The organism is Salipaludibacillus daqingensis (assembly GCF_029891575.1).
In the GTDB taxonomy this organism is placed as follows: domain Bacteria; phylum Bacillota; class Bacilli; order Bacillales; family Salisediminibacteriaceae; genus Salipaludibacillus; species Salipaludibacillus daqingensis.
Genome location: NZ_JARZHF010000001.1, coordinates 120,020 through 146,000, shown reverse-complemented (window position 1 = coordinate 146,000; position 25,981 = coordinate 120,020). Strand labels below are relative to the sequence as shown.

Below are 25,981 nucleotides of genomic sequence, written 5' to 3'. Positions count from 1 at the left end.
TAAAAAGATGTAAGCAGATAAATTGCTTACATCTTTTTTGTGTCGTCATTTTGTTCGTAACGCAATTCATTAAGTTTCAATAAATAATTCATTCTGTCCATGCGAGTTGACTGTAAATCATTTGCTTGCTTTTGCAAAAAACTGCTCATATTTTTAATTGAAGTAACCATCTCATGGAAAGAAGAGCGTTTTTGTTCTTCTGATAAGGTATCATACGTGTTTAGCAAATTTGGTAAATCATGTTGAATCATACGTTTCATATGATGCTTTTCTTCTAAATCTAATAATTGATACTCTTCGGTGCAACGTTCAATTTCTGTTAATAAATCTCGTAATGATTGATCAACCTTATGATCAATTGCTCTGAATTGTTTGTACGTATGTTCAGCAGAGCTTAAAAGTGCTTTTACTTGGTCTTGATTATCAGCGGTTGGCTCTAGTTGTTGAACTTCTTCATTTTTAGATGTGACCTTAACTGGATTATCGGGAAGTGTTTCACCAGAAAGGGATAAATCAAGCCGATGCAAATGATGAAAAATCGAGATGAAAAAAGGATGTTTACGAATGTTTCTAACAACCGTTTTTCCGTGAAGCTGATAATAAATTGTCGAATCTATCACTTTACCGAATCCATTTTCCATTTTTATATTCTTTCGAAACGTGGTAATATATACTCTTTTTTTGATATTTGAAGAAGATTTGTTTGTATCAATCATTTCCACATGAATTTTTTTTTGTTTAATTTTAATTTTATAAGAGAACCCTTGAATACTTCTTTTAAACGTTTTATCTAATCGAGGTAACTCTGATAGAGCCGAGAGATCTGAAATAAATTCCTCTGCTTCATAAACGAATTCCTTGGTGTGTTCATTTAACAAGCTTGGTTCGTCTAACGGTTTCATATAATTAGGTAATAACGGAATGATCCAATTTTGTTCCCATAGTCTCTCACGCCAATTCAAAGGATTCACCCCTCATTCTTATCAGGTCTATTTCAATAGTTTGTGTTCCATTTGTTCGTTTAATTGTTCCATTTCAGTAATGAATTTTTTGCTGGATTCAATAATTCGTGTGTTTGACTGTTCTGTCATCTCAATAGCGGAATAGACATCTTCGTAAGCCTTTTTAAATGTTTCCATTGCAACAGCAGGTTCTTCTAATGTTTTTAGCGTTTCTTCTGTATTGGATTTTAGCATTTGGGCGTTATTTAATAGCATTGACTCGGTTGTTTTGTTCACACTTTGAACTGCGTCAATGACTCGTTTTTGATTGCTTAATGATAACTGAATAGAAGCTGTTACAGTAATGATATTTTTAGTCATTGTAATAGCATTGAAAATGGCTTCTTCTAATTTATCATTATTTTCAACAATAATATCAACAGAAGCTAGTGACTGCTGAAGAACAAGGACGGCTTGTTGCATATTTTTAACTCTAGATAACACTTTTTGTTGGCCTTTTTGGACAACGGAAGGGTCGTCTTTCCATTCATCTTTTTGTATTTCTTGTTCAAGCATTTCATTTAATTGTTTTCCCACACCGATTTGTTCATTTAGCCCTGTAATTCGCTCTCTAGCAACATCTTTTAATTGATGGAGCATAACAGTATCCTCTTGCAATCGATCTTTTCCATGAAGAAGAGAGCCAATGATCGTTTCAACTTCTGATTCGATGGATTGATACTTTTGAGCGTATTTTTCGGCGGGACTTTTACGAATGATTTTAGATAGAAACTGTTTAAATTTTCCTTCTTGTAAATAATTAGGTTCAAGATCAGATACGACATCTTTTAATTTAGAGAGTTGATCAGGCAATTCATTGTTGGGGTTATTCATCATATCACTGACAGGTCTTTTTAATGCCTCTAAAGATTCCCCAGCTTTTTCTTGTTCCCTTGTTCCTAATTTGCCGATGGAATTAAGAATATCATTTAAATTTTCTTGTGATCTTATCTCTTCGACATACTGCGACGCTTGTTTATCTTTTACAGGAGAAGTATTAGGATTGTTATCATTTTGATTCATATTTATTACCTCCGTTTTTTAGTCATTACCATTATTTCTATTCATTCACCGTTTAGGTGCAATTTTTGAAAAACGATTGAAAGTCATGTCAATAAAAAAGTTAACTACTCTCCAATACGAACAACATTGCTGAAAGTTTCAGGAATCATCGAGCATGAAAAAATACATGAATCAAATTTATCATTCTTTTCTTCATGCATATCATGCAGGGGAGGGCTTATTTACCTCAATTATACAGGTATTATGGAATGTAAACAATTGAAGTTGATTAATGAAATATTTTCTTTCAAGGATCTTGTATTATGGTAATATGGTAACAGGATATTGGAAACGTTTTCTCAATTAGATGCAAGCGCTTGCGCTTTCGATGTAATGAAAAATAGTATCCAGTTAATTGGTCTTATAATCCATGCGGAGGTGAATCAAACATGATGCCAGTCATCGTTATTTTGTTAAATACTATCTTTTTCTTGTTTATCAACTTTTTAAGATTTAGATATACTCATCATATAAATAAAAGTATTTTCGTCATTTCTGGTACTTTATTCTCAGTTGTAAATGCCGCAGTAATAGGTTTTGAACACGCTGTTTGGTTAGGGCTTATTGTTTTATTTGTGTTAGCTGCTTCTTATAAGTGGATCGGTTCATTTAGTGGTGCTTTGATATTAATAGCTATCTATAATATGGTCGAATTATACCCAAATGATTTGCTCTTTATTACGAGTGGATATTTACTTTTTTCTTTTTCAACTGCAGGAATATTTCATTATTTTAATTTACAAAACTATCGATTAAATCGTTGGCAAAATTTCTTTTACAAGCAATCGAAAAATTTACATGTTTTAAGGGAAGTATCATTAGCATTGCAAAGTACATTGAAATTAGACAAATTAATGCATATTTTTTTAACTGCTGTAACAGCAGGATATGGATTAGGATTCAATCGTGCTTTTATTTTCATTCAAAGTGATGAAAGTTCTAATAGTTTTTCAGGGCGTTTAGCAATTGGACCTTTGAGTGTGGAAGAAGGGCATGTAATATGGGAAAATGTTGTGAGCCAAAAGCTAACGTTACGAGATTTTATAAAATTGCAGCGAGAAGCAGAAATGAATGATCATGAATTAAATCAAATGATACGATCTTATCAAATACATATTAATGAAACTCATCAACTTTTCCACTTTGTGTTAACGGAAAAAGAACCAATCATCGTGGAAGATAACGTTCTTGATTCTGATGACTTGCTCCAATCAATAAAAGATAGATTTTCAATGAAACAATTTGCGATTATTCCCTTGCTCACAAGGGGGAAAGTCATCGGGTTAATGATGATTGATAACATAGTTGATCAAAAACCAATCGAATATGAGGATTTAGACAATATCATGCCACTAGCTACTCAGGGAGCAATGGCGATTGAAAATGCCATGCTCTATGAAAAAACAGAGAGTATGGCCATAGAAGATGCATTAACTAAGTTAAAAAACAAGCGATTTTTGGACAGGATGTTTCCACATTTACAAGAGTCTGCTGAATCAAATAAAACGGATCTAACGGCATTAGTAATGGATATTGATCATTTCAAAGTGTTTAATGACACCCATGGGCATTTACTAGGGAATGAAGTACTAATTCAAATGGGACAAATCCTGTCTGATGCAGTCAACGATGAAGACATCGTTTGCCGGTTTGGTGGAGAAGAGTTTGTTATACTATTACCAAAAGCAGGTATAGACAAAGGGGTTCAAGTAGCTGAGAAGATTCGTGAAACGATTCGTAGCTATTCCTTTAAAGGGATGGAAGCACAACCATTTGGAAGGATTACGGCTAGCATCGGTGTCGCTTCATATCCAGAGACAACTACAAAATGTGAGCAATTAATTCACCTTGCCGATGAGGCAGTTTATGAAGCGAAGAATCTAGGTAGAGACAGAACGGTCTGTTTTTATGAAAAAAAAAGTGAGGTGTGTCGCTGATGTTAATTTTAGTTATTTTATCTAGTTTTTTAACACTCACTTCCGTGGTTCTTTTTAGTCGATCTTTTTTTCAATTTCTTATAAAACGTAGGTCAGAAAAAAAGTTTACTAAATTGCACACAATGATCAATGATGTTCACTTCTCATTTGAAGAATTGACTTATTTTGTCTCGCTTCCTAACCGAAATCCCGATATATTTAATGCTAAAATCAATCATTTTCATGCCAAACCTGTGTTTCGATCTTTTATTTTTCCTGTTCATGAAGGGTTAATGATTACAGTGAATGAATCTGATCAAGTCTTAAACATAGCTTTTATGGATTGGAAACATTTTAGGATTCCATTATTAGAACGTTGGAGACATGAACAAAAAATTAATGAAAAAGAATATGAAGAGATGAGATCTTACGTTCTGATGCACAAACGGACACGAAAAGCCTTTATTGAGGAAGCATATCGGCAAATTAGAAGAGATGATAGAATATTAATTGTAGATGAACCGATTGAAGGAGTTTAGGAGTGAGGTATGTTGGAGGAAATGAAGGCTCATACACAAAAACAAATCACAAAAATTGAACGACTTGGTTTAGAGCCAGTTCCCTCCCATATGAAAACTAGTTCAGCTTGGGATTACATTCGAATTCAGGTAGCCGTATCCATTAATGCAGGAAACATGTTGATTCCTGCATTAGCTGTGTTAGAAGGTGGACTTTCTTTTACTTTCGCAGTTATTTCTACCGTTCTAGGAGCTTGGATTGCTTTTTTATTTGTGTCACTTTTATCGCTACCAGGTGCAAAGTATGGTTTGCCATCCCAATATGCTATAAGAACAATCATTGGAGATAGAGGTTCCATGTGGTTATCATCTCCGGTAAGAACGATGACTTCGTTATATTGGTTTAGTGTGCAAACAATTGGTGGGACTTTGATTTTGCAAGAAATGATAAGAAGAGCTTTAGATATCCATATTCCATTTATCTTTTTGTCAATGATGTTAGCGATATGCATGGTGTATTTAGCTATTGTTGGTTTTCACGCAATGAAAAAAGTAACAACTTATATGACACCTTTTTTACTATTTGCTGCTGTCTGCATTTTTTACGTGTTTTTCACGTCCAATCCTGAAGGTACGTCTTTTTTTCAGGTAATATCAACTCAAAATAACGGTAGTATATCAGCGATGTTTTTTTATGGCAGTTTAGCATTTGTTCAGTATGTTTCTGGAGTGAGTTCTTCTGCTGATTTATCAAGGTATAGCCGTTCTTCTAAACACGCTTTCTTTGGAATTTATTTAGGAAATGGGATTGGTTTTTTCTTTACGGCAATATTAGGAGCTTATACGGCTGCAGTTGCAAATCATTGGAATCCATTTTTAATTAGTAGTCAGTGGACAAACTCCCCTGTTCTATTCGGAATTATTATGATAGCAGCTTTGTTTAGTATGCTAACAATCAATATGAATAATGCTTATACTGGAGGGTATAGTTTATTAAATAGCGTTCCACGTTTAGGACGTGTGAGAAGTGCGGTCATCTTTGGGGTAGGGGGAATTTTGCTCAGTGGCTATCCAGGTGTAGTTGATGAGGCGGAAAATTTTATATCATTTTTAGGAGCATTCATTATCCCACTATCTGCTGTGATTGTTGCTGACTTTTTAGTTATAAAAAAATTATCCATTTCCACGGAGTCGTTAGATCTTTTAGCTCGTGGGGGAAAACGATTGAATCGTCTTGGTTTTATTACGACATTATTAGGAATGGCAGTTTATTTCTTGATTCCATCTAGTTACTCCCCTGGATTTCTTGTATTTATTCTGTCCTTTCTCGTTTATCTTTTAGGGCATCACATTTTAGGAAAGAAGGAGGTTTAACGATGTGTTTAATCGGAGTAGCAATCGGAGTAAATGAGCAATTTCCGTTTATCTTTTGTGCTAATCGAGATGAGTTTTATCAAAGGAAGACAAAAGAAGCTCACTTTTGGAAGGCGAATCCTTTTTTAGTAGCAGGAAAAGACTTAGAAAAAGGTGGAACTTGGCTAGGGTTATCAGCTTCAGGAGAGATTGCAGCACTCACAAATGTGAGAACTGGAGAGTTAGCTAAACCATCTTCTGTTTCTAGAGGTGAGATCATCTCTACTTTTTTTAATAATCGTAATAAATTTAATGAAATGATGAAAGAAAAAGAATCTTTTGATGGGTTTAATTTGTTGTATGGCAACATTCGCGAACTAGCTTATACGACAAACCAATCTTTTGCAGACGAAACGTTGAAAAGCGGAATACATGTTTTGAGTAATGCAACCCTGAATACACCATGGCCGAAAGCTAAAAAATTGGCAAAAGGAATGGAAAAGCTAGAGACATTTTCGGAACAACATATGATTAACTATTTGTTTGAGCAACTTTCTCAATCGGAGCCGTTCGCTGATTCGGAGCTACCGAATACTGGTGTTGGTTTGGAACTAGAAAGAATGTTATCCCCAATTCATATACGTACAGATAAGTATGGAACGAAATGTAGTACAGTAATCTTAGTTGATCGACATGGAAAGGCAACATTCATTGAAAAAACGTTTGGTGAAGATGAAAAACAAGTGACTTACGAATTCCCACTTAAAAAATTTTAATCGATTTCGGTTTTATCGTTATTGTCTGAGGGGTATAGCCCGCTTTCTCCCCGTCAGCTTGAACTAAAACGGGCTGACTTGTTTTAACAGATAATGCTTTTGCTTGCATCGTTTCAACATAAGGAAGCATCGTATGTAAGCGAAAAAACACCGTTGGTAAAACAAATAATAGAGTAATTAAAGAAAGAGAGTGGACAATAGTTATTTCTAATTTTCCATCTTGTGGATCAGCTTTCGGACAAATGGGAATCCCACCCCCATAATAAGCGGTATTACCGATAGCTAGAAGCCAAACACGTTCATAAGTAAGGGATTCTCCATCTTGAAATGTTAATTTCATTTGAAATGGTTTGTAATCTTTTATCACAGTGAAAAAGGTTAACAAATAGGTTAACCTTCCAAGAAATGCGCGATTGAGCCATTTTTTTAATGGAGACGAAATAGATTTAATCGCAGTTTCAGCATCTACCCCCATACCGGCTAAAGAATGAACCCATTCATCATTTACTTTAAATAAATCATAGGTTTTGGGATTTCCAGCTCTAATTCTAGACAGGGCTTTTTTTTCATTAGAAGGGATCTTTAACGCTTTGGCGAAATCATTTGCTGATCCAGTCGGAATAAGACCTAAGGGGATCTCAAAATTATGTAAATGATTGATAGCTTGATGAAACGTACCGTCGCCCCCGACAATAATAATTCCTTGAATCGTAGGTATATTCTCTTTTATAAACCTTATGGCATGAGTCCAAAGTTCTTCCTCTTGATAATCACCTGTAAAATATGGTACAAAAGATATATCGGAATTCATGGAAAGCTGTTTCGACACTTCTCGAAATGTTAATCGACCGGAATGTGAATTTACGATGATAATATACATGTGATGACTCCTTGTATCAAAATGAGAGCGGACGTTTTATACACTTTGCTATGAAACTAGTTGTTCATAATTATAGCATTTAATATAATGTAGGGTAAATTTTATACTTTATGGATGCTTTTACGTAGGACAAAGTATAGGATCAGGGATGATTTTAGGAAGTATTTAGGAAAAAAAGTTTATAAAGGGTGGATCGAATATGATGAAGTGGATTACGCTAAGTTTCGCTGCAATTCTTATGGTTACGGTATGGACAACTTTTATTACGATTGTTTTTGAAGGAAATAATAACGAGTTGTCTCAAGATGTTGACCCTAAAGAGCTTACGGAAAATAATGAAATGGACCAAGTGGTTATTGAAGAAGAAGAATTGCCAGAGGATAACATAGACAAGGAAAGTGATGTTGTGCTAGATGTGACCGATGATGTAGAAAAAGACTTTGATATTCCTGAAGAAACGTCCTCAACTAAACCTCACAAAGTGAAATATGGTGATGCTGTGGGTTATGGCGATGGAGTTCCGATTGATGATCTTTTGAGTCAGTATTCTGATGATCAGTGAATTATGAATTTTCTATGAGAATTTTATAGATGTATAGTAAAATCATGTTGATACCCTTATAATAGAAATGTAAGGAAAGATTGTGCTGATATTTAGTCAGCTGAGGGGGGTTAGTATGATTTCCAATATTGGTATTCCTGGGCTTATATTAATTTTAGTCATTGCGTTAATTATTTTTGGTCCTAAAAAACTTCCGGAAATTGGCCGCGCTATGGGTCAAACGTTAAAGGAATTTAAGAATTCGACGAAAGAATTAACAAAAGATGATGATGAAGAAGAAGATAATAAAAAGAAGAATGACCATCAATGATAATAGATGAAGAGGTGTGGGGTGCTTCTATCTCGCATCTTTTTCACGTTTCAAGGGGGAGCCGATCATGTCAGATCAAAGCATGAATATACTAGATCATCTCGATGAATTAAGAAGAAGAATCATGATTGTCCTCGGCGTTTTTATTGTGTTATTTATTGGTGTTTTTATTTTTGTCAGAGACATTTATGAATGGTTTACAAAAGATCTAGATATGACTTTAGCCGTATTAGGGCCGTTGGATATCATTATGATATATTTCACTTTGGCTGCAGTGATTGCACTTGCTTTAACTGTGCCGGTTTTAATATTTCAAATATGGTTATTTGTTAAACCTGCATTAACGAAACGGGAGCAGAAGGCAACGATTATTTACATACCAGCATCATTTGTTTTGTTTGCAGGTGGTCTCGCCTTCGGTTACTTTGTTGTATTACCGATTGTCCTTGGATTTCTTCTCGATCTCGGTAGTGGAACATTTCAAACGATGTTTACGGCAGATAAATATTTTCAATTTGTGCTTAGAATGACGATTCCATTTAGTATTTTATTTGAAATGCCATTGGTCGTTATGTTTTTAACGAGTATTGGAATCATTACTCCTGATGGAATGAGAAAAAATCGAAAATATGCCTATTTTGCACTAATTGTTGTTAGTGTACTTATTTCACCGCCAGATTTTATATCGGATATTTTAGTGATTATACCGTTACTTCTTTTATATGAAATCAGTATAAACCTGTCGAGAATCGTTTTTAGAAGAAAGAAAAAGAAACAGCAGCAAGTTGAGGAAGAAAGTGAATAATTTTTTTCATTAACGTCTTTTCCGTTCTCGGGGAAGACGTTTTTTCTTACTATGAAAACGTTACTTCTAGAGTCGCTTTAATTCCCTTCTTTATTCTTTTGGCCAATCTAGTAAGTTAAATGTGAACGAAATAGCCATAGCGTTTTCAACAAATTGTCATTTAATCCTCTCCACTTTTGAGCTTTTTGTAAGACAATAAAGGTAGTAAAAATAAATTTCACTCTTTAAGTGGAAAGACACCGGTGCGAATATCTCCGCAACATGACGGATGAAAATCAAAACTCAACGAGACTCTCGCGGAAGAACGACGAGCCGTCCGCAGGAAAGCGAGTAGAGGTCTTCCATATTTTTTTAAGGTAACCACTTAAGTTTAGAGTTGGAAAATAGAAGGGTGTGATAACGATTGACTAAATCTCCATATAATTATACTCAAAGAATTGTTGTAAGTGTCATGATTGCAGTTGGGTGTATGCTTGTATATCTATTATCCGACTATATATCAGGATTGTTCTATCCTCCACTTCACCATACCTTTACCATTCCAGCGTTGTTTTTCTTATTTTTAAGCTACGTGATTACGATATTTTTTGTTAGTTTACTTTTTGAGCAATTTTCGTTAACATTACGTGCTAAGTTTATAAGTTTGTTTTTTTATTTTTTCTTTTTAACTGGCGGAATTCAAGGACTTATTCATTATATTATGCAAACAGGAGTGCAAGTTGAGTCTGTCTTTATCGTATCTGGTGGAATCTCATTAACAACGGCAATATTAATGGTAAAAGGTTTTCCAATTATACATGGTGACCCACAACCATATTTCAAACAAATGAATGACTATTTTAAAAGACGTAGTCTGTTTGATTGGACTGCTAGAATTTTATCTGCTGGAGCTTTTATGTTTGTTACGTATTATTTAATGAACAGTATGATTTTTCCATTTGTGGAACCTTATTATGATAAAGAATCTACACATTTTTTAGCTTATTACGGTAATTTTGAAGCGATCAAGCGAACAGCAATGGTTACTCATTCAGCCATGATGATTCTTGCGTTCATCCCATTATTCGCTCTTTGGAAAGGTTCTAAATCGTCCTTGTTATTTTGGTTCGGATTTCCCCTTTTTATAGTTGTTGCTCTGCAACCGTTTATTTTATATTTCCAATGGCCTTTAGGTTTTAGGTTTCCAATTCTCATACAAATGACGATGATTATGTATATTCAAGCAATTATTCTCGTGCAGCTGTTTTATTTACCTGCAGACAAAAATTACGAAGAAGAACGGTACTTTCATTCGATGTGGTCGTATAATAAACTGACTTAACACACTCTCTACTAAGAGGGTGTGTTTTTTTATTGTAAAATTCACAAAAAGTTCATAATTAACACAATTTGCTTATTGTAAGCGTGATTTTCATCACTTTTAGTAGAATGCAATGATTATAGACTAAGATTAAGGATGAATTGGAAATGAAAGTAGGAGGGAATGAAATGAAAGTTACGAGAAGAAGTTTACTCAAGGCCTCCGCAGTTTCTGCAGCACTAGCAGCAGCTGGTTGTTCTCAGCCTATCGTCAAAGAAACGGAAAAAATGACTGCAGCAGCCGAGGGGAAGGTTTCCGTTGAACCAGATGAATGGAAAACAGCCGTGTGTCGTTATTGTGGAACAGGTTGTGGAGTTCTTGTAGGTGTCAAAGATGAGAAAGTAATTTCCATCAAAGGTGATCCAGATAACCGTTCCAACCGAGGGTTAAATTGCATTAAAGGATATTACTTAGGAAAAGTGATGTTCGGACACGACCGACTGACAACGCCACTAATCCGTGAAGATAATATGAAAAAGGGTACAATGGATGGTTTTAGAGAAGCGAGTTGGGAAGAAGCACTTGATTTGATTGCTGATAACCTTAAAAATGCACATGAAAAAGACCCTCAATCGATCGCTTTCTGGGGATCTGGGCAGCAAACCATTCACGAAGGATATGTTTCATCGAAATTATGGAAAGCAGGATTGTTAAATAATAATATTGATCCGAATGCGAGATTATGTATGGCTAGTGCGGTAACCGGATTCATGTCGACGTTTCAATCGGATGAACCAATGGGTTGTTACGACGATCTAGATGAAGCTGATGTATTTGTCACGTGGGGAGCGAACATGGCAGAAATGCACCCTGTTTTATATTCGCGATTAATGTTTAGAAAACAATCAGCGAACCACGTTAAACATTACGATATTACAACGAGATATTCACGGACGTCAGAAGCAGCTGAAGAGACGTTGATCTTCCGTCCTCAGACAGATTTAGCGATTGCTAATGGTATTATTCGATATATTATTGAAAATAAAGCGTATGACGAAAATTTTATTTCAGATCATTGCCAGTTCCGAGCAGGAACAGAACAGTTAGGTCACGCCATGAATGATGATTATGACGAGACAGAGAAAGGCTCAACGGCAAATGATGTATGGAATATTAGTTTTGACGAGTTCAAAGAAATGGTTGATCCTTATACGCTGGAATATGTGGAAGAAATCTCTGGAGTTCCTAAAGATCAATTGGAAGCTTTAGCAAAGGAATTTGCAGATCCTGATAAAAAAATAGTGTCAACATGGACGATGGGTGTAAATCAACATACAAGAGGCACGTGGATGAACAACTTAATTTATAATATTCACTTGTTAACAGGGAAAATAAGCAAGCCAGGTAGTGGTCCTTTTTCATTAACAGGTCAACCGAGCGCATGTGGAACAGCAAGAGAAGTAGGTGTATTTTCACACCGACTTCCGGCAGACCTTGTCGTATCAAACCCTGACCATAGACGTTTTTCAGAAATGATTTGGAATCTACCAGAAGGTTATTTAGATCCAATTAGCAAACCTGGATATCATACGGTGAAAATGTTTAGAGAATTAGGAAATGGCAATGTGAAATTCTTGTGGAGCATGTCAAATAACTGGGGTCAAACGATGCCAAAAACGAATCGATTCCGAGGAGTCGATGATAATGGTAAAGGTGTCATTGACGGTTTTATCGTCGTAAGTGAAGTGTATCCAACTCGCTCTACAGAAATGGCCAATGTTGTATTGCCTGCGGCGATGTGGGTAGAACGTGAAGGGATGTTTGGAAATGCGGAAAGAAGGAATGCAATTTTTGAAAAATGCCAAGAGCCACCAGGAGAAGCTAAATGGGATCTATGGGCACTTGTTCAAGTAGCGAAAAGAGTCTTAGACGGGAAGAAAATTGGTGATCATGATGCCTTTGACTTATTATTCGGTAAAGGTGGAACGGACATATGGGATGATGAAAAGAACGATTTAAAACAAGATCAAACAGAAGTATGTCGAAACGTATGGGAAGAATACAGAAAGTTCTCTAGCCCTCATTTACATGAAAATGAAGAAGTTAAAAAGTTAGGAAAAGAATTAAAAACAAGTGCAAAGCAATTAGCTCCTTATGATGAATATCTAAAGCAGCACGGCATGCGTTGGCCTGTTCGTGAAGTGAATGGAGAATGGATGGAAACGAAATGGCGTTATGCAGATGGGGAACAAGCAGACGGCTTTGATCAAATAGGTATTGATGAATTTGGTGAAAAAGGAAAATATGATAATTTATCTTTTTATAAATCTGATGATAAAAAACCTTCCATCATTTTCCGACCATTTGAAGATGCAGCGGAAATTCCTAATAATGATTACCCTTTTTGGCTGTGTACAGGGCGTGTATTGGAACATTGGCATAGTGGGAGCATGACAAGAAGAGTTCCTGAGCTCCACCGTGCTGTACCAGAAGCTTTTTGTGAAATTCATCCAGATGATGCAGAATCATTAGGTATTTCAGAAGGGGATATGGTGAAAGTGAAATCGGTTCGTGGAGAGACGGAAGTAAAGGCGACCTTGAAAGGTAGAGGGAAACCACCGAAAGGATATTTATTTGTTCCCTTTTTTGCTGAAGAAACAATGATTAATAATGCAACACTTGATGCCTATTGTCCGATTTCAAAGCAACCTGATTATAAAAAATGTGCTGCAAAATTGGAGAAGGTATAGGGGGGAGAATTTGTGAAAAAGTTATGTCGATTTAAACTATATTTCATTTTGCTGTTGATGATTAGTCTAAGTGCAGTAATAGTTGGATGCAATGATGAGGGCGATAATAATAACTCGGAGACAGAAGAATATACGTTACCGCAATTATCTGAAGAAACGACAGATGCAGCAACAATGGTTCTTGTATCAGCACCCCCTCAACAACCAGAAGATCATATAGACCGATGGAATGCTGAACAACAGGAAGGTAGTTGCTTGACGTGTCATGAAAATGAAGGAACGGGAGCTAAACCTCTTCCTAATGACCACTTTATTGACGGAGATCCTTCTAATGGTGTTTTCCGAACGTATTGTATTCAATGCCATGGTGAACAAAACGATGAAAACCCAGCGTTTAATCGAGAGGTTGATGAGTAGGAGGAGATAGAAATGGTCATATCAAGTTTTATTATAGAAGCTAATCAAGCGGATATACCTTCACTAGAAAAAAAATTAAGAAAAATGTCTGGAGTAGAAGTTCATAGAATTGTAGAAAAGACAAAAGTTATTATCACCTTAGAAAAAGAGACGACGGATGAAAGCTATCGATCAGGAGATGTTATCTCTAAGTTTCCTGAAGTAAGTCACCTATGTTTAGTTTATACAAACTTTGAAGATGAATTAACAAAACTGGACAAGGAAATGACATGAGTATTGTTAGGGATAAAGTAAACCGTAGGCAGTTCTTGAAAGAAAACATGAGTGCGTCTTTTCGGTTTATGACGGAATTCCTTGGTGCAACATTGAAACAAGATCCGTCGGTCATAAGACCACCAGGTTCTCAAGGGGAATGGTCTTTTCTAACAACTTGCACAAGGTGTGGGGATTGTCGATCTGCATGTCCTCAAAAAATAATAAAGGTGTTGGATGAATCAAGTGGAACGACCAATGCTTACACTCCATATTTAGATCTTTCAATAGATATGTGCACGTCTTGTGGCAAATGTGCCGAAGTATGTCCAACAGATGCATTAGTGGAAGAAGAGAATCCACAAATCTCTCAAGTCACGTTTCACTCTGAAAGATGTTTAACGTATGAAGGTGTCATGTGCGATGGTTGCGTAAGAGAGTGTCCGAAGAATGCATTAACAATATCATCTACAGGGAAATTAGATTTTGACGAAAGTCAATGCAATGGCTGTGCAGCCTGTTTTCATTCTTGTATACAAAGTGTCAGTCCATTTTCGTTTTATCCAAATGGTTAATGATGTCAAAATACCGACAGAATCGTTCAGAATTGAACGTCTGTCGGTATTTTTATTATGCTAATTTTAAATAACTTATATCATTATTCATTTGCAATTCTTCTAAAGCTCTAACGATTTCTTTCACTGAAGAAGGGTCATGGCAATCATAATGGTCGATATCTAAATGAAGAACAGGACACTCATTAAACTCGGAGATCCATGTTTTGTAGCGATTATAGAGGTCTTCCCAAAAAGCGACAGGAGTATTAATCTCCATCTCTCTACCACGACTATCTATCCGTTGCATAATGCTTTCAAACGATCCATCTATGTATATTAATACATCGGGTTTTGGAAAGTAGGGGGACATCACCATTGCTTCGAATAACGATCGATAAGTTTCATAATCCCGATCTGTCATGTTTCCTTGATCATATTGCAATTTCGCAAAGATTCCTACGTCTTCATAAATACTTCTATCTTGAACATAACCTAATCCATCTTCGTGCATTCTTTTTTGCTGCTTGAATCTTTCAGCTAAAAAATACATTTGCAAGTGAAAAGACCAAGTTTTAAAGTCTCGATAATAATCTTCTAAATACGGGTTCCCATCGACTTTTTCAAAGGCAGATTTAAACCCTAATGTTTCCGATAATACATTTGTTAATGTTGATTTACCAACACCCACAGTACCAGCTAAGGTGATAAGTGAATGTGAGTGTAACTGATGATTAATTCTCTTCATTTAAGCCACTCCATTAAGTTAAAATAACGATCGTTTATGTGATAATGCATACTGTATTTGATCGAGGATTCGTTGGAAATCTCCTTCATTTTGAACAAAGTCCATTTCATCTCCATTAAATGCAAGGATAGGTATATGAGAGTATACACGTTGATGATCTTTCATAAATTGATGATAATCTTCAGAGAGCTGTTTTAAATAGTTCGGATCCATCGATTGTTCCATGCTTCTCCCACGGTGTTTGATTCTATCCATTAAAGTAGGTAGACTTGCATGAAGGTAAATAATGATGTTTGGTGTAGGTAAATCGTCGGTTAAAATATTGTAAATTCGATCATACTTGTTGAAATGTTGATCTTTCAACGTTTGTTTAGCAAATAAATGATTTTTAAATATATGATAATCACTAACCACAGGGTGGCCTTTTTTTAAGTATTGATCATATGTATCTTCTAATTGCTTAAATCTATTACAAAGAAAAAACATTTCTGTTTGGAAGCTCCACTCGTCAATATCTTCGTAAAACTTTGTCAGAAAAGGATTTTCATCTACAATTTCTTTCAATAAATAATATTGGAAGTGCTCAGATAGCTTCGTTGCTAAAGAGGTTTTTCCTACACCGATTGGTCCCTCAATAGCAATAAACGGAGCGTCAAATTGATTGCTCAATTTATCACCTCCCCCCTTTCAAATAAAAATTGTCGAATGAATGATAGCAACGTACATTTTAACACAAAAAACAGAGATAATGACGAATCATAACGAATTAAATCGGTAATTTCCAAGACAAAACTTAACAAGTCTAATTAACTATAGTAAAATTAAGGCAGTAAGTTTTATTATAAAGGGGTGCTCACGTGGATAAACAAGTAAAAATTGTAACAGATTCTACACTAGATTTATCAAAAGAAGAGATAAAAGACTTGGGAATCACGATTGTTCCACTTTCCGTTACAGTTGATGGAAACTCTTATTTAGACGGTGTTGATATCACATCATCAGAGTTTGTTAAGTTACTAGTAAATTCGAAGGAAGTCCCGCAAAGTTCTCAACCATCAACAGGTTCTTTCTTGGAAGTTTATGATGAACTTGGTAAAGATGGAAGTCCTGTTCTATCTATTCATATGACAAATGGGATGAGTGGTACATACGCATCTGCGAAGACTGCTTCAGACATGTCAGACAGTGATGTAACGGTGATTGATTCTGGATTCATATCTGTTGCTCTTGGTTTTCAAGTTAGAGAAGCAGTCAACTTGGCAAGAGAAGGAAAATCTGTTAAAGAAATTTGCGATCGTCTTGATAAAGTAAGAAAAAACAGTTCCTTGTATATTATGGTTGATACGTTAGAATACCTTGTTAAAGGAGGGCGTATTGGTAGAGGCAGAGCCTTTTTAGGTTCGCTATTGAAAATTAAACCGATAGCATCGTTGGAAGATGGTGTCTATACACCGGCTGCAAAAGTGAGAACACATTTGCAAATGATTAAATATATGAAAAACAAGTTCGAAGAAGAAGCTTCTGGAAAAGTAGTGAAAGGGATAGGAATTGCTCAAGTCGAAGCGTATGATTTAGCGAACCAAGTGAAGAAGGCACTTAAAGAAGTGTCAGGTTTCGAAGACATTTCTATAATTGAGACAACCCCAATTGTGAGCACGCATACAGGACCAGGGGCGCTAGCGTTAATGTATTACTTTGACGAATAAATGGTAATGTAGCCTTATTACTATGTGATGGGGTTAGGAAACTTTGTGAACCAAAAAAATAAAAAGAAGGTTCATGACTAAAAAGTCATGAACCTTCTTTGGTAAATAAGATAATAAAGTGATAGTCAGATTTTTTCTATCTTTACAGCACAAGCTTTGTATTCGGCTGTTCCAGAAATTGGATCAAACTCATTGATCGTTAACACATTTGTTGGGACTTCTGGAAAATGAAAACTCATAAATACAAGGTTAGGCTGTACTTCTTCTGTCACTTTTGTTTTAACGGTAACTTCACCTCTTCGAGAGGAGACTTTTACATATTCGCCATCCTCGATGTTCAAACGATCTGCATCAAAAGGGTGCATATCTACCGTTTCCTCAAGTTGTTTTCTTTTTAACGTGTCAGGGTAATATTTCGTTTGTGTATGCGTATTGTAAGGTTCATAACGACGTCCGGTCGTTAATGTAAATGTATACTCGTCATCTGGCATTTCAACGGGTTCTGTGTAATGAACAGGAGTAAATGGTGCTGTTTTTCCTTGGCCGTTGTGATGGAATTCTTGGTGTATGAGAGTAGTTCCAGGGTGACTTTCATCGGGACATGGGTATTGTAAACTCATTTCATTCCCTAAGCGTTCATAAGACATGCCGCCAAATAAATTAGGCGCAACTTCACGAACTTCATTCCATATTTCTTCAGACGATTCATAGCTCATTGGATAACCCATTATTGTTGATAAATCAGTGAGGATTTTCCAATCATCTAATGCCTGACCAGGAGCAGGAACAGCCTTTCTAACTCTCTGTACTCTTCGATCGGTATTCGTATACGTTCCGTCCACTTCTGCCCAGCCTTTTGCAGGTAGGACAACATCAGCAAGTTCAGCTGTTTCTGTCATGAATAAATCTTGCACAACAAGAAAGTCTAATTTCTTAAATAATTCTGTCGTATGATTTTTATGGACATCTGCAACAATTGGATTTTCACCAATGATATATAGCCCTTTCATTTTTCCTTCTTCCATTTTTTCTAGCATTCCAGTTTGTGTGTGGCCAATTTGAGGGTTAATCGGTACTCCCCAAGTTTTTTCCAATGATAGTCGCTGCTCGTCATTCGTCAATGGAACTCCACCAGGAAGCTGATTAGGTAAACAACCCATATCTCCGGCGCCTTGAACATTGTTTTGACCACGGAGCGGCATGATTCCAGTTCCTTCACGACCAATATGTCCAGTGAGAAGAGCCATGTTTGCGATATCGAAAACATTATTTACACCACAATGATGTTCAGTTATTCCAAGTGTGTAAGCGATCATCCCTCTATCTGCAGAAGCATATAGTCTAGCCGCTTCAACAATATCCTCTTGAGGGATTCCAGTTATTTGTTCCACTGTATCTAATGGATAATGAGAGAGATGATCTTTTAACTCATCAAAGTTCAACGAAGTATTTTTTACAAACTCTTCGTTATACCAATCGTTTTCTATAATAACGTTCATCATACCATTCATCAATGCAATATCTGATCCAACATTTAAAGGCAAGTGTTTGACAGCCGATTTTGTCATGCTAATTTTACGAGGATCAATCACAATGATCTTAAGGCCCTTTTTAGCTGCTTTTTTCATACGATTAGCAATTATCGGATGTGCATCGGTAGTATTGGATCCTATTAAAAGAAGCACATCTGCTCGATCAATGTCCATGATTGAGCTTGTTGGTGAACCGTTACCAAATACAGTCGCCAGACCGGCGACAGACGGAGCGTGTCAGGTTCGGTTACAGCCGTCAATATTGTTACTCCCCATGACAGCTCTAGTAAATTTCTGTGTGACATAATTGACTTCGTTTGTTGCTCTAGCACAAGCAAACATAGAAAAAGCGTCTCCACCGAATTGCATTTTAATAGTAGATAGTTTTTCAGAAATATAACGAAGGGCTTCTTCCCAGGTAGATTCCCTGAATTGCCCGTTTTCTTTGATTAATGGCGATGTTAATCGATCTTTTGAATGAATATAATGATACCCAAACGCCCCTTTGATACATGTTTGACCTTGATTAACCGGAGCGGACTTATTTCCCCTAACGCGGACAATTTGATCATCTTCGACCTCCACGATTAAGCCACATCCTGTTCCACAATAAGCACATGTTGTTTCGACTTGTTTCCTTTCAGACATTGTTTTCTCCCCCTTGAATTGATTCCGTTCCCATCTTCTATTTTACCAAAGATTTGTTAGCGCTTACTTTCTTTAAAGTGTAGATTCGATGAACATTTTTTAAAAATATTGGTAGAAGTATTTGAGGAATGAATAGCCATTCGGTACAATAGATATAGATGAGGCAAGGAGGATGAGAGTTTTGGAAAAAATAGGTTTAGTTCTTGAAGGAGGAGGCATGAGGGGAGTTTATACAGGAGGAGTTTTAGAATTTTTCTTGGAGAAAAACATCACTTTCCCTTATGTAGTAGGTGTCTCTGCTGGTGCTTGTAACGCAGCGTCTTATATTTCGAGACAATATGGACGAAACAAGGCTGTTACAATTGGGTATGCTGATCATCCTGAATACATATCAGTGAAGCGTCTCATCCGTTCTGGAGAGTTATTTAATATGGATTTGATTTTTAATCAAATCCCGAACAGTGAAATACCATTTGATTACAACGTCTTTTTTAATTCTAATCAACACTTTTACGTCGGTACAACCGATTGTCATACTGGTGAAACCATCTATTACGAAAAACAAGAACTAGGAGATCAATTGAATAAAATATTACGTGCTTCTTCCTCGTTACCTTTAGTAGCACCTGTTGTCGAACATGATGAAAGAGTGTTATTAGACGGTGGACTTAGTGATCCTATTCCTATTAACCACTCGCTCGACTTCGGAAATGAAAAGCACATTATTGTTCTCACTCAATGTGAAGGGTATTTGAAAAAACCGGCAAAACGAGGGATGTGGTATTTCAATAGAAAGTATCGAGACTATCCAGGATTACTCGAAATTGTAAAAAAACGCTCTATTGTCTACAATCAAGCGCTTGAACAAGTTGCTGAGCTTGAAAGACAAGGAAAAGCCTTTGTTTTTAGACCTGATCATTTGCAAGATGTGACGAGACTTGAACGTAAAAAAGATCGACTGGAAGCTCTTTATGAACACGGATATAAGCAGGCTTCTGAAAAGTATGAAGAATTGGTTAGTTTTCTAATGAAATAAATGGAGGAATGATAATGATATCTTTCGAGAAACCAACAGTCGAACAATTTTTTCAGACGTATAACATCACAAATTTTGCATTAAACGAGGACGAATCAAAATTACTGTTTACATCAAATCTAAATGGAACGATGAACATTTGGGCGATGAACCCTGATAAGCCCTATCCTTATTTATTTGCCCATTCTGAGCAAGCGAGTAGTTTTTTGAAAATAGATCCTAAAAATCGCTTTGTATTAACTGGATTTGATCATGAAGGCGATGAAAATGTGCATATTTATGGGTTACCTTATGAAGGTGGTAAACCGAAGAAGCTTATTGGAGAAGATGCGAAAGATAAATATTTTTTCGTGGATTTAACGGAAGACGGCGAACGAATGTTTTATGGGACGAGTGAAGGTAATCCCCAATGTTTAAATACATTCGTTTATGACTTACAAAATCAAACACACACACTTTTGCATGAAGGAGAAGGTGGACCGAATTTTGTAACCGCAGTATCCGATGACGAACAGTTCATGGTCGTTATAAAAATGTATGCGAATACATTTAAAGTAGGTTATGTAAAAAACTTGAAAACTGGTGAGCTTACGCCATTAAGCTCTGCACCAAATGAGGTACACTCGTTTGAAGGAGCAACCTTTATTTCAGGTGAGCAACTTGTTTATGTGACCAATCAAGGAGAAGAGTATTCGTATGCCGTCGTTTATGATTATAAGAATGAAAAAGTGTTGAATACATTAAAGATCGAAGGCGAAAGCATTTCGGAAATCGAGTGGCACAAAGATAGCGAAACGTTATTTGCTGTCACGGAGAGAGGTGTCGAAGATCGACTATATAAATGGTCTTCTTTCTCCTCAGATCCAGAGCTAGTTCCGTTACCAACAGATACAATAGATCAGCTAACGATTTCAAAGAGCGGAAATGTTTACGTTCTAGGTAGAAGCGGGACACAACCGTTTAATATCTATCGTCAAAAACAAAAGGATACATGGGAACAGTTAACGGAAAATAGAGTACTCGGAGTCACTCAAAATGACATGGTTGATCCAGAAGTAGTTTCCTATAAAAGTTTTGATGGAAAAGAGATTGAAGCGTTATGGTTTCAAGCAAAACCTGAAAACGATGAAGGTTATGTCGTTTTTTGGCCTCATGGAGGACCTCAAGCATCAGAAAGAAAATCATTTCGTGCTATGTTTCAAGCGATTTTAAACCGTGGTTACTCGATATTTGCACCAAATTTCCGTGGGAGTACTGGTTATGGAGCCACATTTGTGAAGTTGGTCGAACAAGATTGGGGAGAAGGACCTCGTCTTGATTGTGTGGAAGGAATTGAATGGTTATTTCATTCCGGCAAATGTGACCGTGATAAGCTATTCGTTTTAGGAGGAAGTTACGGTGGCTATATGACGCTATTATTAGCAGGTCGGCATCCTGAATATTTCAAAGCTGTTGTTGATATTTTTGGAGTTTCGAATTTGTTCACTTTTATCAACTCTGTTCCAGAGCATTGGAAGCCAATTATGGAACGTTGGGTTGGCGATCCTGAACGAGACAAGGAGCGCCTCACGAAAGATTCACCAATCACTTATTTAAGTACGATGACAAAACCGATGTTAGTTGTCCAAGGAGCAAACGACCCTAGAGTAGTGAAAGAAGAATCAGACCAGATCGTTGATGCGTTGAAAAAACAAGGGACTGACGTGAAGTATGTTGTTCTAAACGACGAAGGACATGGTTTTTCAAAAAAGAAAAACGAGATTAAAGTGTACGAAGAAATTTTAGATTTCTTAGAAAAACACAAATGATAGTTGGTTATCCTCTTTGGACTTCGTCTAAAGAGGATTTTGGTACTGATGAGGAGAGGGGAAGAAAGTGTTGTATCAGTTAAGCTGATTTTCGCGATAGATAGTGACATTAAGGTAAGCGGAATTTGTTTAACTTGCTATGTGCACAAACAGAAACATCATCAAACACCCGAGCGAAGCGAAAGAATATACAAAACTACCTTTGTAGCATTCAATCAATATAATCTGTTCCAACATAGATTTAACTGATACAATGATGAAAGAATATTTCAAACATACATAGAGAGACCTTAATGTAATGATAAGGAGATTTGCAATGAACCGAGGAAAAAGTTATCGGATATTAATTGTACTACTATTTTTTGCTTTTATTAGTTTAATATCAAGGTCTATCATTTATCTCGTTATCTCTTTAACGATTGCGGTACTTATTATCGTTTTATTAAGTAGAGATGTAAAAGATAGAGAAAGGCGTAAACAGATAAATACTATTTCGAAAAGTTCAGCTAAAAATCACACGGTTAACGTATCTGGTGGGATGACTTTAAATGATTCACTTACGTTCCCTATTTTGTTTTTTATTTCTGGGTTAATCATGGCGAGTTTTGGCTTTACAGGTTACTTTCAGGTTGAAGGTGTATTTCATCAGTTAGGGTGGATGACAGATGAAGTTTTTGTGCAACTTGTATTTTTAATCGTAGGTATCTTGCTTATTTTATATGGTTTTACGGTGATCCTAAAAAAATGGCTGAGTTAAAAATACTTTATGTAAAAATGAGATTCTGTTGAAACTTGTTGTTGATGTTGTAAAAATCTATGAAATGCTCGAGAGGAAAGCGAAGTCGTGGAAGTGTCTTGCAATTTTTTATGAATATTGCTGAATTCAATAAAAGGGAGGGCGGATGCTCTCTCTTTTCAAATTTTCTTCATTTACGGTATAATTATATTTAGGGAAACGAAATAATTGGAAGAAAGTGACTGTGGTAACTAATGGGCAATCGTAATTTGCTGATCATGTGGATAGCAAACTTTTTTGTGGCAGCAAGTGCGACAATGGTGCTGCCTTTTTTATCCATCTATATTGAAACGTTTGGCTCCTTCTCCGATTCGTATGTTCAACGTTGGTCGGGTTTCATATTTGGAATTACGTTTCTTATTGCCTTTTTTGTCTCTCCTTTATGGGGGCGATTTGGTGATAAATTCGGTCGTAAAAAGATATTATTAATCACAGGTTATGGAATTGCTATTTCCATTTTTCTAATGAGTTACGTAGAATCAGTAACTGGATTATTTTTTCTGAGAATGTTTATGGGTGTTGTTACCGGGTTTATACCTACTTCCATGGCACTAATATCCGCACAAACCAAAAAAGAAATTGCAGGGAAAGTCCTCGGCACTTTACAAATGGGAACCGTTTCAGGTGGACTGTTTGGACCGTTAATCGGTGGTTTATTAGCGGATTCTGTAGGATTCACCTATACTTTTTTTATTACAGGTGCTGTCATTAGTATCGCAACGACACTTGTTCTATTTGGTATCAAAGAAGTGAAAATTAATAAAGAAGATGAGAAAATAAGGCCGAAGCAAACAATGAAAGAAGTTATTCAACACATCTCTGCTGATCGTGTGCTTGTGATGGTAATGATAATATCATTAGTTGTGCAAACGGCAAATTTCAGTATTCAACCTCAGTTGGCACTTTATGTTGGCCAACTAATAGCTGCTGAAAATATTGCATTTCTAGCAGGGTTAGCTTTTTCTGTTACTGGACTAGGCAATTTAGTTGCTACGAGGTTTTGGGGGATTCAAGGGGATCGAATAGGTCACGAAAAAATACTATTAATCTGCTTAATCATGGCAGGCGTATTTTTTATTCCACAAGCTTTCGTAACAAATATTTTTCAACTAATAGGATTACGTTTTATGTTCGGTGTCGCTGTTGGAGGGATTATTCCTTGTGTGACTGCATATATTCGTTTAGCTGTGCCTTTATCCATGCAAGGGGAAGTATTAGGTTATAATCAAAGTTTTAGGTTTTTAGGGAACGTATTAGGTCCCGTAACCGGTGGTGTAGTAGCTGGTATGTGGGGGATTACTTCTGTATTTTATGTATCATCATTTTTATTTTTTATTGCAGCTTGGATGTTTTATGTTGTGTTGAAAGCAAATAAAAGAAAATCATTAGAAAAAAGGCGTTTAGCAAACTTCTCATAATGGGCATAAAATATAAAACTGTATTTTTCTGAAGTTTATGTAAAGGGGTTATGAATCTATGGTGTTAACTGCTAAAGAGAAAAAATTACTAATCCGAATACTAAGGAAGGAGAAACGTCGCATCTTTGGCCTAAAGGAAAATAAAAAAGACGTTAACCTGCTGTTAGATAAATTAGAACAAAGTTCAAGAAATGAAAAAGTAAACGAAGTTAAGCCATCCAAATTGTAAAAAAGAACGATCTTTTGCTTTTCATTTCTTGCAAAAGATCGTTCTTTTTAGAAAACATCTCGGATTTTTCAACCTAGGAGCCAAAACGCAGTAAATCTCCAACGAAGAAAGTTGAAGCTCTTAGAAAGATAGAATGATAGCCATTTGCGTCTAAAAATAGATCTGTCACAAATTTGTTAGAAAGAAACGGTTAATTTGTGAAAAGTTTAACAAAGTCCTTTAATTACTTTCCATCATCCTTTAAAGTCAAAGGTGACATAAATGTTATTGGAAGGTGGTTAATAATTATGAAACTTAAAAATCGTTGGTTAATAGCCTTATCTGCGGTGGCGATTCATTTATCTATTGGATCGGCTTATGCATATAGCGTTTTTCAAAATCCATTGGCAACTCAGTTAGGTTGGGAAAAAACTCAAGTAGCATTGGCCTTTACGATAGCGATTTTTTTCTTAGGAATGTCTGCAGCATTTTTCGGTCCGTTCGTAGAGAAGAAAGGACCAAGAAAATCTGCATTGGTAGCAGCGGCCTTTTTCTCAACGGGTTTAATAGGCGCTGGTGCAGCAGTTGCAATGGAATCTTTGATTTTATTTTTGTTATTTTATGGAGCTATTGGTGGTATGGGGTTAGGATTTGGTTATATCTCTCCTGTGTCAACTTTAGTGAAATGGTTTCCAGATCGTCGGGGTCTTGCAACCGGAATGGCCGTATTTGGCTTTGGGGCAGGTGCATTGATAGCCAGTCCAGTAGCTGCTAAATTGATCGAACTAGTTGGTATTTCTTCCACATTTTTCATATTAGGAGCAACATACTTAATCTTGATGGTTTCAGGTGCATTATATATTGAAAGACCACCGAAAGACTGGAAACCTCAAGCAATGTTGGAAAAAGAACAAAAACAGAAGCAACCAGTGAAAGAAGATCTTGCTCAATTAACAGCTAAAGAAGCAATCAAAACGAAACGATTTTGGATGTTATGGGTTATGATGTTCATCAATATTTCTGTTGGGATCATGTTGATTTCAGTTGCCTCTCCAATGGCACAGGAGAAAGTTGGTATGACAGCAATCGCTGCAGCGAGTATGGTAGGGATTATGGGGCTCTTTAATGGTGGAGGAAGAATTATTTGGGCGTCAGCGTCGGACTATATTGGGCGTGCAAAAGTGTATACCATTTTCTTCGGCATTCAGTTGATAGCGTTTTTAATATTACCAAATATTACAAATGTTATTATATTCCAATTGTTGATTTTCGCAGTAATATCAATTTACGGTGGAGGTTTTGCCGCGTTACCGGCCTTCATTGGTGACTTGTTTGGTACGAAAGAGTTGGGAGCGATTCACGGACTCTTGCTAACATCTTGGTCAATGGCTGGTGTTGTTGGTCCAATGGTTGTTTCCTATGTAAGAACAACGACAGAAAGCTATAATTTAACATTTTATATATTTGCCGTTCTATTAGTAGTTGCATTTGCAACATCGATTTACATGACTAAAAATATTAAGCAAGTGAAAGAAGAAAAACAACTAAACCATGTTAAAAAAACCCAGCTAGCATAACCATCGAAAAGCACTTCGCTTAAATGCGAAGTGCTTTCTTTCTTTTAA

At 36.2% G+C, this 25,981-nt stretch carries 25 protein-coding genes and 1 pseudogene; 19 read left to right on the top strand and 7 right to left on the bottom strand.

Going from position 1 to position 25,981, the window contains the following annotated elements:
* Positions 1-26 precede the first annotated feature (26 nt).
* Both QDN89_RS00735 and QDN89_RS00730 read right to left on the bottom strand, forming a co-directional pair.
* A complete protein-coding gene (locus QDN89_RS00735) occupies positions 27-962 on the bottom strand; it encodes a hypothetical protein (RefSeq protein WP_280768164.1) in 936 nt (311 codons plus the stop codon).
* A gap of 27 nt (positions 963-989) precedes the next feature.
* Positions 990-2,024 (bottom strand): toxic anion resistance protein, encoded by a 1,035-nt coding sequence (locus QDN89_RS00730; protein ID WP_280768163.1) that lies wholly within the window; start codon positions 2,022-2,024, stop codon positions 990-992.
* A 428-nt stretch (positions 2,025-2,452) separates the two neighbouring features.
* Between QDN89_RS00730 and QDN89_RS00725 the strand changes: the two genes are divergently transcribed.
* From QDN89_RS00725 to QDN89_RS00710, 4 genes are read left to right on the top strand one after another with little or no spacing between them, the layout of a single operon-like run.
* A complete protein-coding gene (locus tag QDN89_RS00725) occupies positions 2,453-4,000 on the top strand; it encodes a GGDEF domain-containing protein (protein ID WP_280768162.1) in 1,548 nt (515 codons plus the stop codon).
* Positions 4,000-4,518 carry a hypothetical protein gene (locus QDN89_RS00720; RefSeq protein WP_280768161.1) on the top strand — a complete coding sequence of 173 codons (519 nt, stop codon included), beginning with the start codon at positions 4,000-4,002 and terminating at the stop codon, positions 4,516-4,518. The genes QDN89_RS00725 and QDN89_RS00720 overlap by 1 nt, the downstream gene beginning before the upstream one ends.
* 9 nt (positions 4,519-4,527) lie before the next feature.
* The gene (locus QDN89_RS00715) at positions 4,528-5,871 is read left to right on the top strand and encodes a purine-cytosine permease family protein (protein ID WP_280768160.1); all 1,344 of its coding nucleotides are present in this window, start codon (positions 4,528-4,530) and stop codon (positions 5,869-5,871) included.
* Positions 5,872-5,873: 2 nt separating this feature from the next.
* Entirely contained in the window at positions 5,874-6,626 is a 753-nt protein-coding gene (locus tag QDN89_RS00710; protein ID WP_280768159.1) for an NRDE family protein, read from the top strand.
* Here QDN89_RS00710 and QDN89_RS00705 read toward each other — a convergent pair.
* Complete coding sequence (locus QDN89_RS00705) at positions 6,613-7,506, bottom strand: diacylglycerol/lipid kinase family protein (RefSeq protein WP_280768158.1); 894 nt, start codon at positions 7,504-7,506, stop codon at positions 6,613-6,615. The genes QDN89_RS00710 and QDN89_RS00705 overlap by 14 nt on opposite strands.
* Before the next feature lie 199 nt (positions 7,507-7,705).
* On the opposite strand from QDN89_RS00705, the gene QDN89_RS00700 reads away from it, so the two are divergent.
* From QDN89_RS00700 to QDN89_RS00665, 8 genes are all read left to right on the top strand, one after another.
* Positions 7,706-8,068 (top strand): hypothetical protein, encoded by a 363-nt coding sequence (locus QDN89_RS00700; RefSeq protein ID WP_280768157.1) that lies wholly within the window; start codon positions 7,706-7,708, stop codon positions 8,066-8,068.
* 115 nt (positions 8,069-8,183) lie between these two features.
* Positions 8,184-8,378 (top strand): twin-arginine translocase TatA/TatE family subunit, encoded by a 195-nt coding sequence (locus QDN89_RS00695; RefSeq protein ID WP_280768156.1) that lies wholly within the window; start codon positions 8,184-8,186, stop codon positions 8,376-8,378.
* A gap of 67 nt (positions 8,379-8,445) precedes the next feature.
* The gene (gene tatC / locus QDN89_RS00690; protein WP_280768155.1) at positions 8,446-9,183 is read left to right on the top strand and encodes a twin-arginine translocase subunit TatC; all 738 of its coding nucleotides are present in this window, start codon (positions 8,446-8,448) and stop codon (positions 9,181-9,183) included.
* A gap of 403 nt (positions 9,184-9,586) precedes the next feature.
* Positions 9,587-10,504 carry a hypothetical protein gene (locus QDN89_RS00685; protein WP_280768154.1) on the top strand — a complete coding sequence of 306 codons (918 nt, stop codon included), beginning with the start codon at positions 9,587-9,589 and terminating at the stop codon, positions 10,502-10,504.
* Between the two features lie 167 nt (positions 10,505-10,671).
* On the top strand, positions 10,672-13,233 hold the full coding sequence (gene napA / locus QDN89_RS00680; RefSeq protein WP_280768153.1) for a nitrate reductase catalytic subunit NapA: 2,562 nt from the start codon (positions 10,672-10,674) through the stop codon (positions 13,231-13,233).
* A 12-nt stretch (positions 13,234-13,245) separates the two neighbouring features.
* Complete coding sequence (locus QDN89_RS00675) at positions 13,246-13,650, top strand: nitrate reductase cytochrome c-type subunit (RefSeq protein ID WP_280768152.1); 405 nt, start codon at positions 13,246-13,248, stop codon at positions 13,648-13,650.
* Between the two features lie 12 nt (positions 13,651-13,662).
* The gene (locus tag QDN89_RS00670) at positions 13,663-13,923 is read left to right on the top strand and encodes a chaperone NapD (protein WP_280768151.1); all 261 of its coding nucleotides are present in this window, start codon (positions 13,663-13,665) and stop codon (positions 13,921-13,923) included.
* Entirely contained in the window at positions 13,920-14,477 is a 558-nt protein-coding gene (locus QDN89_RS00665) for a 4Fe-4S dicluster domain-containing protein (RefSeq protein WP_280768150.1), read from the top strand. Before QDN89_RS00670 ends, QDN89_RS00665 begins: the two co-directional genes overlap by 4 nt.
* 55 nt (positions 14,478-14,532) lie before the next feature.
* On the opposite strand, the gene QDN89_RS00660 is transcribed toward QDN89_RS00665, so the two are convergent.
* Positions 14,533-15,204, bottom strand: coding sequence for a deoxynucleoside kinase (locus tag QDN89_RS00660; protein ID WP_280768149.1), 672 nt, complete (start codon positions 15,202-15,204; stop codon positions 14,533-14,535).
* Between the two features lie 18 nt (positions 15,205-15,222).
* Positions 15,223-15,873, bottom strand: a complete 651-nt coding sequence (locus tag QDN89_RS00655; RefSeq protein ID WP_280768147.1) for a deoxynucleoside kinase — start codon at positions 15,871-15,873, stop codon at positions 15,223-15,225.
* Positions 15,874-16,061: 188 nt separating this feature from the next.
* Here QDN89_RS00655 and QDN89_RS00650 point away from each other — a divergent pair, with 188 nt between their 5' ends.
* Complete coding sequence (locus QDN89_RS00650) at positions 16,062-16,910, top strand: DegV family protein (protein WP_280768146.1); 849 nt, start codon at positions 16,062-16,064, stop codon at positions 16,908-16,910.
* 125 nt (positions 16,911-17,035) lie between these two features.
* Here QDN89_RS00650 and fdhF read toward each other — a convergent pair whose 3' ends face one another.
* Both fdhF and QDN89_RS21950 read right to left on the bottom strand, forming a co-directional pair.
* On the bottom strand, positions 17,036-18,925 hold the full coding sequence (gene fdhF, locus QDN89_RS21955) for a formate dehydrogenase subunit alpha (RefSeq protein WP_342394364.1): 1,890 nt from the start codon (positions 18,923-18,925) through the stop codon (positions 17,036-17,038).
* Between the two features lie 3 nt (positions 18,926-18,928).
* A pseudogene (locus QDN89_RS21950) lies at positions 18,929-19,090 on the bottom strand (hypothetical protein); the annotation flags it as partial.
* Between the two features lie 172 nt (positions 19,091-19,262).
* Here QDN89_RS21950 and QDN89_RS00635 point away from each other — a divergent pair.
* The 6 genes from QDN89_RS00635 (at position 19,263) to QDN89_RS00610 (ending at position 25,933) form a co-directional block, all read left to right on the top strand.
* Entirely contained in the window at positions 19,263-20,126 is an 864-nt protein-coding gene (locus tag QDN89_RS00635; RefSeq protein WP_280768145.1) for a patatin-like phospholipase family protein, read from the top strand.
* Between the two features lie 14 nt (positions 20,127-20,140).
* A complete protein-coding gene (locus QDN89_RS00630; protein ID WP_280768144.1) occupies positions 20,141-21,934 on the top strand; it encodes a S9 family peptidase in 1,794 nt (597 codons plus the stop codon).
* A gap of 316 nt (positions 21,935-22,250) precedes the next feature.
* Complete coding sequence (locus tag QDN89_RS00625) at positions 22,251-22,691, top strand: hypothetical protein (RefSeq protein ID WP_280768143.1); 441 nt, start codon at positions 22,251-22,253, stop codon at positions 22,689-22,691.
* 233 nt (positions 22,692-22,924) lie between these two features.
* A complete protein-coding gene (locus QDN89_RS00620) occupies positions 22,925-24,148 on the top strand; it encodes an MFS transporter (protein ID WP_280768142.1) in 1,224 nt (407 codons plus the stop codon).
* Positions 24,149-24,206: 58 nt separating this feature from the next.
* On the top strand, positions 24,207-24,377 hold the full coding sequence (locus tag QDN89_RS00615; protein WP_280768141.1) for a hypothetical protein: 171 nt from the start codon (positions 24,207-24,209) through the stop codon (positions 24,375-24,377).
* A gap of 287 nt (positions 24,378-24,664) precedes the next feature.
* A complete protein-coding gene (locus tag QDN89_RS00610) occupies positions 24,665-25,933 on the top strand; it encodes an L-lactate MFS transporter (RefSeq protein WP_280768140.1) in 1,269 nt (422 codons plus the stop codon).
* Positions 25,934-25,981: the final 48 nt, after the last annotated feature.

Coding starts and splice junctions, on each gene's coding strand:
- QDN89_RS00730 (WP_280768163.1), bottom strand. CDS start 2,024: ATGAATCAAAATGATAACAATCCTAATACTTCTCCTGTAAAAGATAAA.
- QDN89_RS00610 (WP_280768140.1), top strand. CDS start 24,665: ATGAAACTTAAAAATCGTTGGTTAATAGCCTTATCTGCGGTGGCGATT.
- QDN89_RS00670 (WP_280768151.1), top strand. CDS start 13,663: ATGGTCATATCAAGTTTTATTATAGAAGCTAATCAAGCGGATATACCT.
- QDN89_RS00615 (WP_280768141.1), top strand. CDS start 24,207: ATGGTGTTAACTGCTAAAGAGAAAAAATTACTAATCCGAATACTAAGG.
- tatC (WP_280768155.1), top strand. CDS start 8,446: ATGTCAGATCAAAGCATGAATATACTAGATCATCTCGATGAATTAAGA.
- QDN89_RS00715 (WP_280768160.1), top strand. CDS start 4,528: ATGTTGGAGGAAATGAAGGCTCATACACAAAAACAAATCACAAAAATT.
- QDN89_RS00720 (WP_280768161.1), top strand. CDS start 4,000: ATGTTAATTTTAGTTATTTTATCTAGTTTTTTAACACTCACTTCCGTG.
- QDN89_RS00705 (WP_280768158.1), bottom strand. CDS start 7,506: ATGTATATTATCATCGTAAATTCACATTCCGGTCGATTAACATTTCGA.
- QDN89_RS00625 (WP_280768143.1), top strand. CDS start 22,251: ATGAACCGAGGAAAAAGTTATCGGATATTAATTGTACTACTATTTTTT.
- QDN89_RS00630 (WP_280768144.1), top strand. CDS start 20,141: ATGATATCTTTCGAGAAACCAACAGTCGAACAATTTTTTCAGACGTAT.
- QDN89_RS00620 (WP_280768142.1), top strand. CDS start 22,925: ATGGGCAATCGTAATTTGCTGATCATGTGGATAGCAAACTTTTTTGTG.
- QDN89_RS00660 (WP_280768149.1), bottom strand. CDS start 15,204: ATGAAGAGAATTAATCATCAGTTACACTCACATTCACTTATCACCTTA.
- QDN89_RS00695 (WP_280768156.1), top strand. CDS start 8,184: ATGATTTCCAATATTGGTATTCCTGGGCTTATATTAATTTTAGTCATT.
- QDN89_RS00710 (WP_280768159.1), top strand. CDS start 5,874: ATGTGTTTAATCGGAGTAGCAATCGGAGTAAATGAGCAATTTCCGTTT.
- QDN89_RS00725 (WP_280768162.1), top strand. CDS start 2,453: ATGATGCCAGTCATCGTTATTTTGTTAAATACTATCTTTTTCTTGTTT.
- QDN89_RS00700 (WP_280768157.1), top strand. CDS start 7,706: ATGATGAAGTGGATTACGCTAAGTTTCGCTGCAATTCTTATGGTTACG.
- QDN89_RS00635 (WP_280768145.1), top strand. CDS start 19,263: ATGAGAGTTTTGGAAAAAATAGGTTTAGTTCTTGAAGGAGGAGGCATG.
- QDN89_RS00665 (WP_280768150.1), top strand. CDS start 13,920: ATGAGTATTGTTAGGGATAAAGTAAACCGTAGGCAGTTCTTGAAAGAA.
- napA (WP_280768153.1), top strand. CDS start 10,672: ATGAAAGTTACGAGAAGAAGTTTACTCAAGGCCTCCGCAGTTTCTGCA.